Source organism: Filobacillus milosensis, assembly GCF_004402015.1.
GTDB classification, from domain to species: domain Bacteria; phylum Bacillota; class Bacilli; order Bacillales; family Alkalibacillaceae; genus Filobacillus; species Filobacillus milosensis.
On the sequence record NZ_SOPW01000001.1, the window covers coordinates 290,402 to 305,463 of the forward strand.

Genomic DNA, 15,062 nt, shown 5'->3' on the forward strand with positions numbered 1-15,062 from the left:
TTCCTATTTATTAATCTATAGCCTCACCGTATCAATTCATTTGGTTAATACTATACTCACTTGATAACTCTTTAATTTTGTTTACAATGGCTTGTTCCAGTTCGCGCTCATTATTAATTACATCGTTTGCATACGGGGCTAATCCTTTATGATCCCCTATCATTACGGTATGTAAAGCCTTCTCGAACATTGGTATATCATTTGAATCATTTCCAAATGCAATATAGTTATTTTCTGGTACGCCCAATTCATTAAGAGCATGCCATTTATTTACACCTTTCGGACTAATATCAAGTATATTTTCATTACTATGTTTGTTAATGAATACATTAAGTTTATTTAGTTCCTTCTCTAATTCGGTAGAATTGTTAGAGGTTAGGAATAATATTTTAATTATAGGATTTAAACGATCAATACTAACTAAACTAGCTAGTTTAGTTGGATCTACATTTTGTAATATTGGATGGTTATTAGGGCCCGTATAAGCATAATTCCATTCGCCATCAATTAAATATGTTGCATTAAATTTTTTAATAAGTTCTTTAACTTTACAAACAACTTCTTCTGAGAATGATTTGGATTTAATTAGTTCCTTATTTTTATATATAAGTGAACCATTACCGCCAATCATTGTGTAGTTATGAAACTCCATATCTATTACAGGTAACATATCTCTAATTGGTCTAGCTGATGCAAAAATCACTTCGTGTCCTTGTGAAGTTACTTCAGAAAGAGAATTCAGTATGTTATTTGATATTGGTTGCCCTTTAAAACAAATTGTCCCATCTAAGTCAAAAATAAATTTCATATTATACTCACCTTCAAAAATACTACATTTTAAAATAAATCTAGAAGTTCATCAAACGCCTCAATAACGTAATTATACTCATTGGCTTCACCGAAACCGTACTCGGCATAAACAAATGGAATTTCAGCATACTTACTTGCCTCTAAGTCGCCTGCCGTATCACCAACGTAAACAGGATTAGTTAGATGATTTCTTTCAATAATTAGTTTTATGTTTTCTCCTTTTGAAAGGCCGGTTCTTCCTGGATTCTCATAGTCTAAAAAATATTTACCTAAACCATGATACGTATAAAAGGCCTCTATGTATCCATCCTGGCAATTACTCACAATATATAACTTATATTTTTGCGATAGAATTTTAAGCACATCTTCCACATTTTCATACAACTTACCACCAAACTCTTCTAAATAGTCTCTTTCTAAATTACAACATTCATTTAATACCTGTGCTTGAGTTTCTTCGTCCAAGTATGGAAACAACTTTCGTCCTATATCTTGAATTTGTAACCCCATTGCACCTCTAAAATCTTCCCTTGTAACTTCATTTTTAACTTGGTCAAGTTGATTAATCCTCTTATTCCATGCTACCAATACCGTATCTATCGCATCCCATAACGTCCCGTCTAAATCAAAAATAATACTATCCATCCCAGTCCTCACTTATCTATTAGATATTTACTTATTGTAATCAATCTAGTATCCATAATTGATTTCCTTTAAGCACACTTCTTCACAAAGTTGAATTTATCTTAACATAAATATCCAATTAAGGATGAGTTATTTTTCAATTCTCAATAAATATTTACATCCATTTTAAAAAAGCCTGAGCATATCGCCCAGGCTTTCACATTAATAATCGTAATCATATCTCTTTCGTTCAACTTTTTCTTTAATTTTACGCTCTTCATTGTATTTAATCGCGCGATAATACGCATCATGGTAAAAAACGAACCAGCAGTTCTTATCATAAGCTTCGTCTTGTAGTTTTTTCTTTTCATGAACACTGGTGACTGGAAAATCATCATATGCCAGTACCCAAAGTGGATTCTGGTGAGCATGCGTCGGCATTAAATCTGCCATATGAATAAAGCAGTCGTCACCATCTTCAAACTTAATAACAGAATGTCCATCACTATGACCGCTCGTGTGGTGCATCGTTAATCCAGGCACAACCTCAATTGATTGATCAAAGGTTTCCACTTGATGCTGAATAGGCTTCCAATTCTCTTCCCAATACGTGTTTTTCGATCTCATATTAGGATTTCGCATTTCATCCCACTCAACTTGAGACGTGTAAATCGCAGCATTAGGAAACTGACTAACCAATTCGCCTTGTTCAGGCTTAGTTAAGCCATTTGCATGATCAAAGTGTAAATGCGTCATCAGCACCGCATCAATATCGTTGACGGTTAAACCTAACTCTTCAAGAGACTCTTCTACTCTAGTTTCTTCTAATACACCGAAGTTACGTTTTTGCTTATCATTCAGTTTATCGCGGCCAATACCTGAATCGATCACCATATTCTTACCATCCACTTGAACAAGTATAGAATCACATCTTAACTCAATTTGATGGCTCTCATTATGAGGATATTTTTTACTCCACAACGGATATGGAACAACTCCAAACATCGCTCCGCCATCCATATGAGTGACGCCACCATTTAACCACGTTAACTTCGCTCGTCCGACTGTTAAAGTTTCCATCTAATCCTCTCCTTGTACAATGTCTATTAAAATTTTGCAATACATCGATAGATTGGTTGTCCTTTGCTTGAAAACTTCTCTTCGTACTCTGTCATCACGTTCATTTCATCGTCCAACTCATGCAAGTCTAATGTAACATCTTCTAGCTTCATACCAAATTGAGAGAAGCTTACTAACGAATACTCGAACAAATTTTGATTATCCGTTTTCATCACAATTTTACCATCATCTTTTAAGATATTTTGATATTGTTCTAAATACGTGTGATAAGTTAATCGACGTTTCTCGTGTCGTGTTTTGGGCCATGGATCTGAAAAGTTCAAATAAATAGTGTCGACTTCATTTTCTGCAAACATATCTCTTAAATCTTCTGCATTTTCATGTACTAAGTGTACATTATTTAAATACTGGTCTTTGACCTTTTGAATGGCTGTCACGATAATACTTTCAGCTTTTTCGATACCAATAAAGTTCTCATCTGGATATTGGGCCCCCATACCAGCGATAAACTGCCCTTTTCCTGTACCAATTTCTAATCCAATAGGTTGATTTTTTTCAAATAAGTCCTGCCATTTCCCTTTTTGTTCAAAGGGGTCTAAAACCATTAAACCTTCATTCTCTTTTATGTAATCAGCAGCCCAAGGCTTATGTCTTAAACGCATGTTGTCACTCCTAGATTTGATTTTACTGCTTATATTATACTATAAAAAAATCTATACCCAAAAGTTACCCTTTTGAATATAGATTTAAATTATTTATGAATAAATTACCATTTTATGTTGCATTAAGCGGTTCTTCCATTTCAACGAGTACTCATAATCTCCCTTTTCTAAATAACGAATATAATACGATAATGATAGAGCAATCATATACCACTGTATACGTAAATGTAAGTTATGATCATACTCTGCTCCATACATGTTTAACCAATCTTCCCATTCACTACTCGGAACGTATTGATAGAGTAACATGCTTAGGTCAATAGCTGGGTCAGCAATCACAGCTTGATCCCAATCGATTAAATATAAATGATCGTCTTCACCCTGCATCCAGTTTTCGTGATTGAGATCCGAATGACAGACAACCTTTTCTTGTGTTTTTACTTGTTCGAGGTGTTTATGCAAAAACTCTAATGCGTGAGCGATTAACGCTTGATCGACACGCTTATTACCTCGATATTGATTAATTAACCTGACTAATAGATTAGCAGGCTCTAACGGCTTCTTACCCATTCTCATAAATAAATGCAATATTTCAGATGAGTGATGAATTTTGCTCAAAAGCTTGGCCACCTTGTCTTCCTTCATTTCCTCTTTAGATAGGACGCGACCTTCTAACCATCTTTGAGCAGTAATCACATCACCATTTTCCAATCGCTTTGTCCAAACTAATTTAGGTACAATTCCCTCAGCGGAAAGTACTGCGAGAAAAGGAGATGAATTACGTTTCAAAAAAAGTTTTTCATTCTGTTTTTCAGCTAAAAAGGCTTCTCCTGAGGTTCCACCTGCTGGAGAAATGGACCATTCGGAACCTAATACATGTTCCAATTCACTCACCCACTTTTGCACATGATGTATGTATTCATGATAAAACGAGACTAGATTAGATTAACCCATAATGTCTATTCATTTCAAGGGTATTTTATAAATTTCCTATTATTTTCTTTGAACCAGACGTTCTATTTCTTCTTTTTCAACTCGGCATTGATAACAGTAACTCGTGTATCCATCAGCATGATATGTAAGCCTTTGCTTAGATTTTATCTCAAGTTTTGTCGCTTCCAAAATTTCAACTTCCTTTAGCATGGTGTGCTTACCAAAGAAAACTGTTAAAAATAATAATAGAAGCTTTAACTTAGAAATTTTATGGACAATTGTTACATACATTCTCTTTTTGTTAATTTTAGCATTGGGAGCAATTTTCATGCCACCACCAAAATAAGGATGATTTGTAATTGTAAGCATCCAAATATTTGATAGAGTATGCTCTTTACCGTCTATATTTAACTGAATCGTTTTAGGCTGAAACTTAAAAATAGTAAAAAATAACCCAATCACATAAATTAGTGATTTAAGGTGAATCTTATTAAACCACTTTTTTATTCTCGAGCGATTAGAACGATCGGCCACTTCAGCATCAAATCCAAACCCTAAACTTGAAGCAAACAAATGAGAGTGTCTCTCGTTCTGAAAATCCTTTATGTATCGACCAGCCCAATAAGGCTTTAAGTCTGTCTGATTAAATGTTTCTCTAAGGTTCTCTTCTGGTTTAAGTGGCATGCCACAGCCCCTGGCAAAATCATTACCTGAGCCTACTGGTATAAAAGATAAGGGAACCTTAGGGAAGTCTACCAATCCGTTTAAGACTTCATACATGGTCCCGTCGCCACCAACCACAAATAGTAGTTCAATAGATTTATGGTAAATTGTTGCAATTTGCTGAGCCAATTCCTCTGCATGTCCTGGATATTCTGTAAAATAAGTTCTAAATGCGTTAGTCGACGATCTATGTTCTTCAACGAACTTTTTGACGATATGTTCGCCTCTACCATTTCCTGCTGCAGGATTTATTATAAAAACGTACATAGCTGCTCCCCTCTATCCCTTACAACATGTGATCCTCTTCCTCTTTCCATATCGGACGTTTCACAAATGTTTTTTGTGTATGTTCTAAAATCGCCTCTGCCACTTTCAATTGTTGAAACTTAATAGGATAGTTGGATTGTCTTTGTTCATGAAACCACTGATTATAATTATCATAATCAATGTATTCAGTCTGAAAAGGTGGTTTCTTTTCCAAAATTCTATGATTCGGGGCAAAGACGATTTTCTTAATTGGAAAATCAAGTTCATGATAGTGAAGCACACTATTAAGCGTTTTCTCCATTCTCTTAAGTGAAATTAACGGATTCACTTGATGACTTTCTATACCGTCTTCAACTCGCAACCATTTTCTTTCATCAACGGGCTTATATATGGTATTTGCAGACTGACCTTCTAACGATGAAATCAACAAAATTTCTGTAGGTGTAATGATAATAACTTCACCTTCAATGACCGCCTTTTTCAATTTAAATATAGGCTGATAAAGTACGAGGTATGTATCAGGGAAACGTTGTAAGAAGTATTTTAAGTTAGAGTCCGTTTCATACGCTTTATCTATGTAAGATACTTCTTGTAAAGTACTAGAGGCCCATTTTAATTGAAAAGAAAATACCTGTTCTAAAAACAATAACTTTAATTCATTTTCGTTATCAGGTAATGGCAATGAGTCATGATGATTGTCTTCCAACTCTTGTTCCCATACATTAACGTTTTTATTAGATCGGGAAAACAACTTATTAAAGAATGAAGGCTTTTCTTCCTCGTATTCAGGCTCTTCAAGATTTTGAATCTCTTGTTCTGTTTGCCATTGTTTTATAAGTTTTTGGTAATTGTCTTTCTTCATTCTAATAAAATGGCTTGGGTATCGAAACATATCATTTTCGTATCTAGAAATATAGTCTTGTAATTTTATTAGTTGAGCCATAAACACTCACCTTATTTCAGATTAAAACTTGCTATAACTTCATATTTTTGTTTTCGATCTGGATTGACGCGATATATATTAAATCGATCTATATGAAATTTAAAGTATTTTTCGTCATCTATTTTATTTTCTAAGGCATCCTTTGACATATGTAACTTACCTTTATCCCATTTTTTTGCTAGTGTAATATGTGGACGATATGGTCGGCTTTCTTCATCGAACTTTAGCTGATTTAATAAATCATCCACCTGCGCTTTAATAGAAAGTATTTGTTCACTTCTGTTTATTTCAGCATACATAACCCTGGGCTGATCTTCCTTTCCAAAGAAATTTATTCCCTCCACGCTTATATCAAACGCTGCGCATTCTACTGTGACTAACTTCCTTTTTAACTCACGCAATTGACTCTTCGATAGCGCGCCTAAAAAGCGAATTGTAATATGAAAATCATCCATATGTACCCATTTTCGATAATCAACGTAATGCTCTAAAATCTTTTGCCATTCAGACAAAATTTCTCTACGTTCTTGAGGAACCGGAAATCCAATAAAATAATGGACATCGTCAGGCATTTAAGTGTCACTTCTCTTTCTTTTTAAAATTTTTTGATTTTTTATTTAATTTTATTGTACAATACTTTTATAATAATAGTACAAAATATTCAAATAATTTACAGGGGTGGTTTTTTGAGTTACCCATCACAAACGATGTTAAATCGTATTAAAGACATCTATCTGTATTTAAATGAAAATGGAACGGCTACCACGAATGAGCTATCTGAACAATTTGGGCTTTCTGACCGTACAATACAACGTGATATTAATGTACTACAGTATAATGGACTCGTTGAAAGCTGCCGAAAAGGAGAATGGACAACCACTGAGAAAAAAGTCAAGCTTCCAAAAGACTAGTGATTTTGTAAGACTTTTACTTCTTCTTGGCTTAATTCGCGATAATCACCAAGCTCCAAAGAAGAATCTAATGATAAACTGCCTATTTTCAATCGCTTTAACTCTTCAACACGATGCCCTCTCGATGAAAACATACGTCTGATCTGATGAAACTTGCCTTCTGAGATTGTAACTTTCACTTCTGATATGTCATCTGATTTTATAATTTCAAGTTGAGCCGGTTTAGTTACATAACCGTCTTCTAATTCTATGCCTTCTTTAAATGCATGTACATCGTCTTCAGTAACTTGTCCTTTAATTTGAGCCTCATATAGTTTATCGACATGTTTTTGAGGAGATAAAAGTCGATGAGCTAAATCTCCATCATTTGTTAGGAGCATTAACCCCACTGTATCTTTATCTAATCTGCCAACAGGGAAAACTGAAAAAGGTTCATATTGAGTGTCAATTAAATCAGTCACACACGTTTCTTTTTTATCTTTCGTGGCAGAAATGACACCCTTAGGTTTATTCATCATAATGTATACGAATTCGCGATAATCTAACACCACACCATTTACGGTGATCTCTGATTCTTCAGGGTTAACATGATGAGAAGAATCTCTAATCGCCTTCCCATCAATAACCACTTTTCCTTTTTTAATTAGTTGTTTAACGATTTTACGCGATCCAAAACCCTGGTTTGCTAAAACTTTATCTAATCTCATTCGAACCACCTTTCTATTTATGGAAATAGCTTAGATAAACGTTTGGCGCGGTTTCCTAGTAGTCTTTCGAGCAAACTTGTTTTATAAGCTAACCATAAATAAACGTATCCGCCGATTGGTACGGCAATCATTAATTGCATAATAAATTTAATTTTAGTTGGTTCTTCACCAAATGGTAAGCCTACTAACCATTTTACGAGTAAAACGATAAGGGCCATTATTGAGACTAAAATTGCAATTAATAATGACTTTCTATAAAGAGGTCTAAATCTAAACCTTGTTACTCTATAAATCTTATAAACATTCAACCCTGAAGCTACCATTACGCCTAATCCAGTCGCAATAACAGCACCTTTTGCTTCAAACAAGTAAATTAATGGGTAGTTCAATATTAGTTTAGTTAATAAGCCAATTCCTAAACTAATCACCGCGAAGTTTTGACGATTGATTCCTTGTAACATTGAAGCACTAACTGTAAATAGAGCAAAAAATAATGCGACTGGTGCATAATAAGCTAATACGGCGCCAGCATAATTTACAGCGGTGTCCATTGTATATAAAGCACCGTAAGCTTCTGTTGATAATAGTGATAAACCTACTGCAGCCGGTAACACTAACAGAATGATAATTAAGAATCCTTGATTAATGTATGCCGTATATTCTTCCTTTTTATTTTCTGTAAAGGATTTGGTGATGGCCGGTAATACTGCCATCGCAAGTCCAATCGCTAGAGTAACTGGAATAATCACCAGCTTATGCCCATAAAGAGTAATAATTGAAATATACAACTCAGATACATCAGCCAGTCCAATACTAGACATCGCTCGATTAAAAGTAAACTGATCAATGATCTGATACATAGGAGTAGCAATACCCACTAATACAAAAGGCCCTGCATAGGATAATAGTTCTTGATACATATCCCTTTTAGGTAGTGGTTCAGTTGTTTTGCCAGAGTTATTTTGGGCCTCCAGCATTGGTTTTCTTTTTCTATAAATGGCTACAAGAACCATACTAGAAGCGATAGCCCCAATAAATGCAGCAAAAGCAGCTAATCCTACTGCAAGTCTGACTGATCCATCCATAACTTTAATAACAACGAAAGCTGCTGCTAATACGAAAACAATTCGTACAATTTGTTCCACAACAATAGATATGGCACTTGGACCCATCGAATTATGTCCTTGGAAATAACCCCGTAATAGACTCATTGGGGTTACAATAATTAGCGCAAAACTAACCATTTGAATAACAAATGTCACATCACTCACGGTATTGTCTAAATCATCATCTGAAATGATAATATTTGCTAACCACTCAGCACTGAAAAACATAATAAGAAAAGCGGTCAATCCTGTTAATGTCATGACTGTTAACCCTGACTTAAACATAGCTTCTTTAGTGGCATGATCCTCTAAGGTATCATATTTGGCTATAAATTTCGCCATAGCCATGGGTATGCCTAGAGATGACAGTGTAACGAATAATTGAAATGGATTATAAGCGTATATATATAGTGCACCACCTATTTCTCCAACCAGCATGTTAAATGGTATAACATAGAGTAAACCTAATACTTTAGATATATAATTAGCGCCGGTTAACATCATGGTTCCGCGCATTAAATTTGAGTTCGACATTATTTCACCTACATTTTATTGTTCAATCTAACTCTTTTATTTTATCATATATTATAGACAGATAAACGAATAGAAAGGCATGAAGCCAAATTGAAATATGATGTAGTAGTTATAGGTGGAGGCCCGTCCGGTTTAATGGCAGCTATAACGGCTGGTAGAAATGGAGCCAAAACCTTACTTATTGAAAAAGGAAATAAACTCGGTAGAAAACTGGCGATTAGTGGTGGCGGGCGTTGTAATGTGACGAATGTTTTGCCAGATAATGAACTCATTGCCCACATTCCAGGGAACGGAAAATTTTTATATAGTGCCTTTTCAATCTTTAATAATTCTTCAATCATTGAATACTTTGAGTCATTAGGTGTGAAATTGAAGGAAGAAGATAAAGGACGAATGTTTCCTGTGAGTGATAGTGCTAAGACGGTGGTAAGTACTTTGGTGAAGCAGTTAGATGTACTTGGCGTTGATCAAAAACTTAACACAAAGTGCGATGCGGTACATTACGGTGAAGAGACGCATGAAGTCATTTTAGAGAATGAAAAAGTGTCGACTTCTTGTGTGGTCATAGCCGTGGGTGGAAAGTCTGTTCCAAACACTGGAAGTGAAGGACAAGGCTATGCATGGGCTAAAAAAGCAGGGCACACCATTACGGAACTCTACCCAACTGAGGTTCCAATGACGTCGAATGAAAAATTCATTAAAGATAAAACCTTACAGGGGCTATCCTTACGTGATGTAGAAATTACAGCATTAAAACCCAACGGCAAGCCAATTAAATCACACCGCTGGGATATTCTATTTACTCACCAAGGGTTATCTGGACCCGCTTCATTAAGACTCAGTCAATATGTCGTTAAAGCTTTAAAGCAATTTAAAGTCGATAACATTGATGTTAATGTCGACTGCTTCCCAGATGAAGGTGAGCAAAACCTAGCAGACAAGTTGATGAAGCAAGCCAAAGAGCAACCGAATAAATCAGTTAAACAAGTTTGGAAAGGCACGGTCCCTGAACGCTATCTAATTTTCTTAATGGAGCAAATTGGTTTAGACTCAAGCACCACTTATCATCATCTGAAAAAGAAAGAGGTCATGGATCTTGCTAACCAATTGAAAAGCTTCAGATTAAAAGTAAATGGTACTTTATCCATTGAAAAAGCCTTTATTACTGGTGGAGGGGTTTCACTTAAGGAAATTGTGCCAAATGAAATGGCTTCGAAGTTGATGGATCGCTTATATTTCTGTGGTGAGATATTAGACATCCACGGATATACTGGTGGCTTTAATATAACAGCCGCATTTTCGACTGGCTTCGTGGCAGGATTGAATGCAGCCCAGCGAGCGAGTGAAGTTCGAACTTAAATCTTGTAAAAAATCCGCCTTGAGGGGCGGATTTTTTGTGTCCTAAGCAAATTCACTGGCGGTTCTAACATCGAAATAAAAAGGTCCATGCCTCAGCATGAACCCTCTCATTACTTAAATTCCACGAAATCGAAATATACAAATTCTAAATCAGGATTGTCTCCAGAGACAATCTTACCTTCATACACGACATCTCCGGATTGTACATCAAAGACCTTCACTTTAGAATTGTGAACAATATACAATTGACCATCCTTAACAGTTTTTAAGATATTTGTTCTTTGCTTGCCTACCTCAATTGTTATTGAGTCCTCAAACGATTCGCTCTCAACGTTATAAGGCTTCATCACTAAATCGCCTTGTTCTGTATATACTTCAAAATATAAATATTTTCCGTCAAACATGGCTGCAAGTCCATATTCTTTTTGAGATAAATCTAGCTTTTTATCTTCACCTGTTTCAGTATTGTAAGCTAATAATTCACTTTCTCTGTCGGTAACCCTCATACCATCTGTTCCTTCTTCTACTGTTTCAAGCTGATCTCTGAACAGTAGGTATTGCATTGGTGCATAATTAACCGATTCTCCAAGTTGACTTATGTTAACATACTGATTCTTTTTGTTAGATTGTTTACTCTCTATTAAAACTGTTTCATTTTCAATACTTCCACTATTAGGGTTAATTGTTAAGTCAACAATTGAAATATTTTGAGATTGATGATTACGCTTTTTAATATAAATATGAACGTTTGAATCAACATATTGAATGTCTACAATGTGACTCATTTCTTTAACAGTAACTTCAAATTCCTTTTCTTCTTTTGATTCTTTATTTAACATTGAAATCTCTAATTCATGCTGTGCTTCACTTTGCTCATACTCATAATCTTCTTTTACCAAAATAAGATATTGATCATCTTCATAAAGATTATTATGAACATATTGCGTTCCACGCATGAAATCTGGGTACTTTTCACGCAATCTCTGACGAGTAAAATTATATTGTCCTTCAAAACGCTCAACAATATTTAATTCAGACGAATATTCGATACCTTGATTAGTAAGTACAAACCGATCATTAACTTCCTCATGACTGTATGTCCCTCTAATGATCAGGTTATCAATTAATTCTTCTTCTCCTTTAACTTTTTCGATGTGATATCTTGGCAGGTCATTGGTTACCATCGCAGACTGAACATAATAAGTTCCTAAACTACCAAGAATTAATATCATTACGATCGTCGATTTTATAAACTTTTTCAATGTAATCCCTCCCTACACTCTTACTTTATCGTTTAGTAATTTTCTACTGATGATCATAGACAAAGCTAATGCTATTAAACTAACGACAACTTCAATCCAGAATATTTCACTTAAATAGAAGTAGTGATCTAAGAACCACTCCTCATTAATAATGATTGGAGATAAGACTAAGCCAACCATAGCCAATCCATATAAAATACCTAAAGCAATGCCTTTAATTCTAAAGCTTCTTTCCAGAAGAATCACAGTAAAGATTACGACCACAGACAGGATACCTGTGCCATAAAATATAAGAAACTCATCAAAATTCGTTGGCAATAAAATACGTGTAAAAGGATAAGTGTTCATTAATTGATTGAAGTACACTTCTTGTCTCAGATCATCCGGAATCAACAAATTAAAAACTGAACGTTCAATAAGTATTGCGACTAATTGAAATGCAACTAACCCAAATGTTGCCATTAGAACTGTAGTTAATTTGGATAGAAAGATATTAAACCTTTCTGTAGGTAACATTAATAATCGATAAACAAAAGTATTCTTGCCTAACCAATCGCGATACCAAATTAAGAAGATATAGAACAGAATCGCACCTACACAGATGAAAATAGGTCCAAAGAACAATATGTTCCCCATTACTGCACCGAACGAAATGGTATCAAAATTCATCAAAGCTTGTTCTCTTGTTAATTGTTCGTTCTCCATATATTGATTAAATTTACTCATAAAAGTACTTGTCTCATAGAAAACTGCCCCTAATTGAACAACTAGCACAAAGCCCATTAGAGCAAATAACAATTTAGACATACGATTAAATTCAAAATTAGCTAACTTAATAAAATTCTTCATCCGCGATACACCTCCCGCATAACATCAATCACAGATTTACCTTCATCTTCACGCATGGTTTCTGTGTTAAATTCTTTATAGATCGTCCCGTTATCTAGCAATACCGCTTTATCTATTAAGTGTTCAATATCATTGATTTCATGAGTGGTAATAATAACACCACGATCTTCTATTAAATGACTCGTAAATACTTCAGCAATCTGCTCTCGAGTAAAAATATCAATACCTGAGAATGGCTCATCCATTAAAATATAATCTACATCTAACGCCAAACCCATTAATAGATTAACCTTCGCTGTATTACCTTTTGATAAACTTGAAATCTTATCTTTCTTTTTCAAATTGAAGAAGTCCAATAATTCATTAGCTCGACTTTGATTCCAAGACGTATAAAAATCATCCATGAACTCCATCGCTTCTTCTATTTTCATATTTGGAAGCATTGTAGCCGCATCAGGGATGAAAGCTACTTTTTCAAATGTTTTCTTGGTAACTTTTTCACCATCAACTAATATCTCACCCGATTGAACCGGTGTTAATTTCATAATGGCATTCATGATCGTCGTTTTTCCGACACCATTGACACCGATTAGGCATGTTATTTCACCTTTATTAGCTGTAAAATTCACACCATCTAATACAACTTTTCGACCGTATTTTTTTACAACATTTTTAAACTCAATCATCTAAATCCCCCTTTTCTTTGCCATATTTCTGTTTGACTAAATTTAGAGCATCATCTAAAGGAACGTTAATCGACTTAACGGAATGAACAAACTCATTGACTGCTTGAATAATTAATTCATCTCTTAAGTCCTGTAAGATATTTTCATCAGACGTTACACGACTTGGTTGATTTCGTTCAGTTTTAATCAAACCCTCTTCCTCCATTTCCTTGAAAGCCCGCTGTGCAGTATTTGGATTAATCTTTAACTGATTCGCTAATTCTCTTCTAGAAGGAATCGCTTGCCCAGGTTCTAAGAAACCCTTCGCAATTTGATTTTTAAAATGACGAATCACTTGCACATAAACGGGATCACGATTATTAAACTTGATTTTCATGAACTCTCACTCCCGGTTTTCGATAAGTAAGCTTACTTTGTGTATTAATGGGTTAATACACCCTCTCCAAAAAATATGTATTAAGTGCTTAATACACCGATAACTGTATTATATGTTTAATACAGTTTGAAGTCAATCATTTTTTTGAAAAAATATGACCAAGTAATACAAACCATAATGGCCGAAGGATTTTATCATTCATCAAAAATAGAAAAGTTTCTAGTATTTCGTAAAAGTTTCTAGTAAACACTAAATTCTTTCGAGTATTTTGCCCAGTTTGTCTAGTAAATCACTATTTTTGTCTAGTATTTAATCCAGTCTGTCTAATAAGACACCTGTATTTTCTAGTAAACGCCAAAATTTTCTAGTAAAACTTGCTTAGTATGAGAAAGGCTTTTTCATATGGTAAAATAATGGTCGGTATATAGAGAGGAGCATACATCCTATGAAACTTGTATCTTGGAATGTAAATGGACTGCGAGCAGCAGTTCGAAAAGGCTTTTTAGATTATTTTAATGAAGTCGATGCTGATATCTTTGCTGTACAAGAAATTAAACTACAGGAAGGTCAAATAGATTTAGAGCTAGAGGGCTATGAACAATATTGGAATTATGCAGAGAAGAAAGGCTATGCTGGTACGGCTGTTTTCACCAAGAAAACACCGGTTCAGGTCACTTACGGATTGGATGGTGAATCACACCCTGAAGGCCGTATTATCACATTAGAATTTGAAAACTACTATTTCATCACAGTCTATGTCCCTAATTCTCAACGATCACTTGCACGCCTCCCGCATCGCATGGAATGGGAAGACCAATTCTATAAATATATTAAGGAATTAGATCAACAAAAACCTGTGATTCTATGTGGTGATATGAATGTGGCGCACCAGACTATCGATGTAAAAAATGATAAATCCAATCATGGAAACTCAGGCTTCACTGAAGAAGAGCGAGGAAAAATGTCACGTTTACTGGACAGTGGATTTATTGATACGTTAAGACACTACCACCCTGACCGAGACGACATTTTTACTTGGTGGTCATACATGAAAACCGTAAGAGAACGAAATATCGGATGGAGAATTGATTACTTTATCGTATCTGACAGAATAAAAAATCAACTTCAAGATGCACAAGCTCATACAGACATATATGGAAGTGATCATTGTCCGATTTACTTAGGGATTGACATATAAGGCACTAACGTAAAACTAATAGAATAAACTTT

Annotated in this window: 17 protein-coding genes; 3 read left to right on the forward strand and 14 right to left on the reverse strand. The window is 34.8% G+C overall.

Going from position 1 to position 15,062, the window contains the following annotated elements; genetic code table 11:
* Nucleotides 1–31: 31 nt before the first annotated feature.
* The 8 genes from E3U55_RS01470 to thpR all read right to left on the reverse strand — a co-directional run bounded on the left by E3U55_RS01470 (nt 32) and on the right by thpR (nt 6,614).
* Complete coding sequence (locus E3U55_RS01470; RefSeq protein WP_134338548.1) at nt 32–808, reverse strand: HAD-IIB family hydrolase; 777 nt, start codon at nt 806–808, stop codon at nt 32–34.
* A gap of 29 nt (nt 809–837) precedes the next feature.
* Nucleotides 838–1,455 carry an HAD family hydrolase gene (locus E3U55_RS01475; protein ID WP_134338549.1) on the reverse strand — a complete coding sequence of 206 codons (618 nt, stop codon included), beginning with the start codon at nt 1,453–1,455 and terminating at the stop codon, nt 838–840.
* A gap of 201 nt (nt 1,456–1,656) precedes the next feature.
* Nucleotides 1,657–2,514 (reverse strand): YtnP family quorum-quenching lactonase, encoded by an 858-nt coding sequence (locus tag E3U55_RS01480; RefSeq protein ID WP_134338550.1) that lies wholly within the window; start codon nt 2,512–2,514, stop codon nt 1,657–1,659.
* Nucleotides 2,515–2,540: 26 nt separating this feature from the next.
* Nucleotides 2,541–3,176 carry a tRNA (guanosine(46)-N7)-methyltransferase TrmB gene (trmB, locus tag E3U55_RS01485; protein ID WP_134338551.1) on the reverse strand — a complete coding sequence of 212 codons (636 nt, stop codon included), beginning with the start codon at nt 3,174–3,176 and terminating at the stop codon, nt 2,541–2,543.
* A gap of 93 nt (nt 3,177–3,269) precedes the next feature.
* A complete protein-coding gene (locus E3U55_RS01490; RefSeq protein WP_228547437.1) occupies nt 3,270–4,070 on the reverse strand; it encodes a phosphotransferase family protein in 801 nt (266 codons plus the stop codon).
* Between the two features lie 99 nt (nt 4,071–4,169).
* Complete coding sequence (locus tag E3U55_RS01495; protein WP_134338553.1) at nt 4,170–5,099, reverse strand: diacylglycerol/lipid kinase family protein; 930 nt, start codon at nt 5,097–5,099, stop codon at nt 4,170–4,172.
* 19 nt (nt 5,100–5,118) lie between these two features.
* Nucleotides 5,119–6,042, reverse strand: a complete 924-nt coding sequence (locus E3U55_RS01500; protein WP_134338554.1) for an NERD domain-containing protein — start codon at nt 6,040–6,042, stop codon at nt 5,119–5,121.
* An 11-nt stretch (nt 6,043–6,053) separates the two neighbouring features.
* Nucleotides 6,054–6,614, reverse strand: coding sequence for an RNA 2',3'-cyclic phosphodiesterase (thpR, locus tag E3U55_RS01505; RefSeq protein ID WP_134338555.1), 561 nt, complete (start codon nt 6,612–6,614; stop codon nt 6,054–6,056).
* Between the two features lie 135 nt (nt 6,615–6,749).
* Between thpR and E3U55_RS01510 the strand changes: the two genes are divergently transcribed.
* A complete protein-coding gene (locus E3U55_RS01510) occupies nt 6,750–6,953 on the forward strand; it encodes a DeoR family transcriptional regulator (RefSeq protein WP_134338591.1) in 204 nt (67 codons plus the stop codon).
* On the opposite strand, the gene E3U55_RS01515 is transcribed toward E3U55_RS01510, so the two are convergent.
* Nucleotides 6,950–7,660 (reverse strand): pseudouridine synthase, encoded by a 711-nt coding sequence (locus tag E3U55_RS01515; RefSeq protein ID WP_134338556.1) that lies wholly within the window; start codon nt 7,658–7,660, stop codon nt 6,950–6,952. The genes E3U55_RS01510 and E3U55_RS01515 overlap by 4 nt on opposite strands.
* A gap of 17 nt (nt 7,661–7,677) precedes the next feature.
* Nucleotides 7,678–9,300, reverse strand: coding sequence for a putative polysaccharide biosynthesis protein (locus E3U55_RS01520; protein ID WP_134338557.1), 1,623 nt, complete (start codon nt 9,298–9,300; stop codon nt 7,678–7,680).
* Nucleotides 9,301–9,390: 90 nt separating this feature from the next.
* Here E3U55_RS01520 and E3U55_RS01525 point away from each other — a divergent pair, with 90 nt between their 5' ends.
* Nucleotides 9,391–10,659 carry a BaiN/RdsA family NAD(P)/FAD-dependent oxidoreductase gene (locus E3U55_RS01525; protein ID WP_134338558.1) on the forward strand — a complete coding sequence of 423 codons (1,269 nt, stop codon included), beginning with the start codon at nt 9,391–9,393 and terminating at the stop codon, nt 10,657–10,659.
* Between the two features lie 110 nt (nt 10,660–10,769).
* On the opposite strand, the gene E3U55_RS01530 is transcribed toward E3U55_RS01525, so the two are convergent.
* The 4 genes from E3U55_RS01530 to E3U55_RS01545 are packed head-to-tail and all read right to left on the reverse strand — an operon-like array spanning nt 10,770 to nt 13,832.
* Entirely contained in the window at nt 10,770–11,921 is a 1,152-nt protein-coding gene (locus E3U55_RS01530; protein ID WP_134338559.1) for a hypothetical protein, read from the reverse strand.
* A 12-nt stretch (nt 11,922–11,933) separates the two neighbouring features.
* Nucleotides 11,934–12,770: a hypothetical protein gene (locus E3U55_RS01535; protein WP_134338560.1), complete on the reverse strand. Its 837-nt coding sequence runs from the start codon at nt 12,768–12,770 to the stop codon at nt 11,934–11,936.
* Nucleotides 12,767–13,456, reverse strand: coding sequence for an ABC transporter ATP-binding protein (locus E3U55_RS01540; RefSeq protein WP_134338561.1), 690 nt, complete (start codon nt 13,454–13,456; stop codon nt 12,767–12,769). The genes E3U55_RS01535 and E3U55_RS01540 overlap by 4 nt, the downstream gene beginning before the upstream one ends.
* The gene (locus tag E3U55_RS01545) at nt 13,449–13,832 is read right to left on the reverse strand and encodes a GntR family transcriptional regulator (protein ID WP_134338562.1); all 384 of its coding nucleotides are present in this window, start codon (nt 13,830–13,832) and stop codon (nt 13,449–13,451) included. The genes E3U55_RS01540 and E3U55_RS01545 overlap by 8 nt, the downstream gene beginning before the upstream one ends.
* 445 nt (nt 13,833–14,277) lie before the next feature.
* On the opposite strand from E3U55_RS01545, the gene E3U55_RS01550 reads away from it, so the two are divergent.
* Nucleotides 14,278–15,030 carry an exodeoxyribonuclease III gene (locus E3U55_RS01550; protein ID WP_134338563.1) on the forward strand — a complete coding sequence of 251 codons (753 nt, stop codon included), beginning with the start codon at nt 14,278–14,280 and terminating at the stop codon, nt 15,028–15,030.
* Nucleotides 15,031–15,062 lie beyond the last annotated feature (32 nt).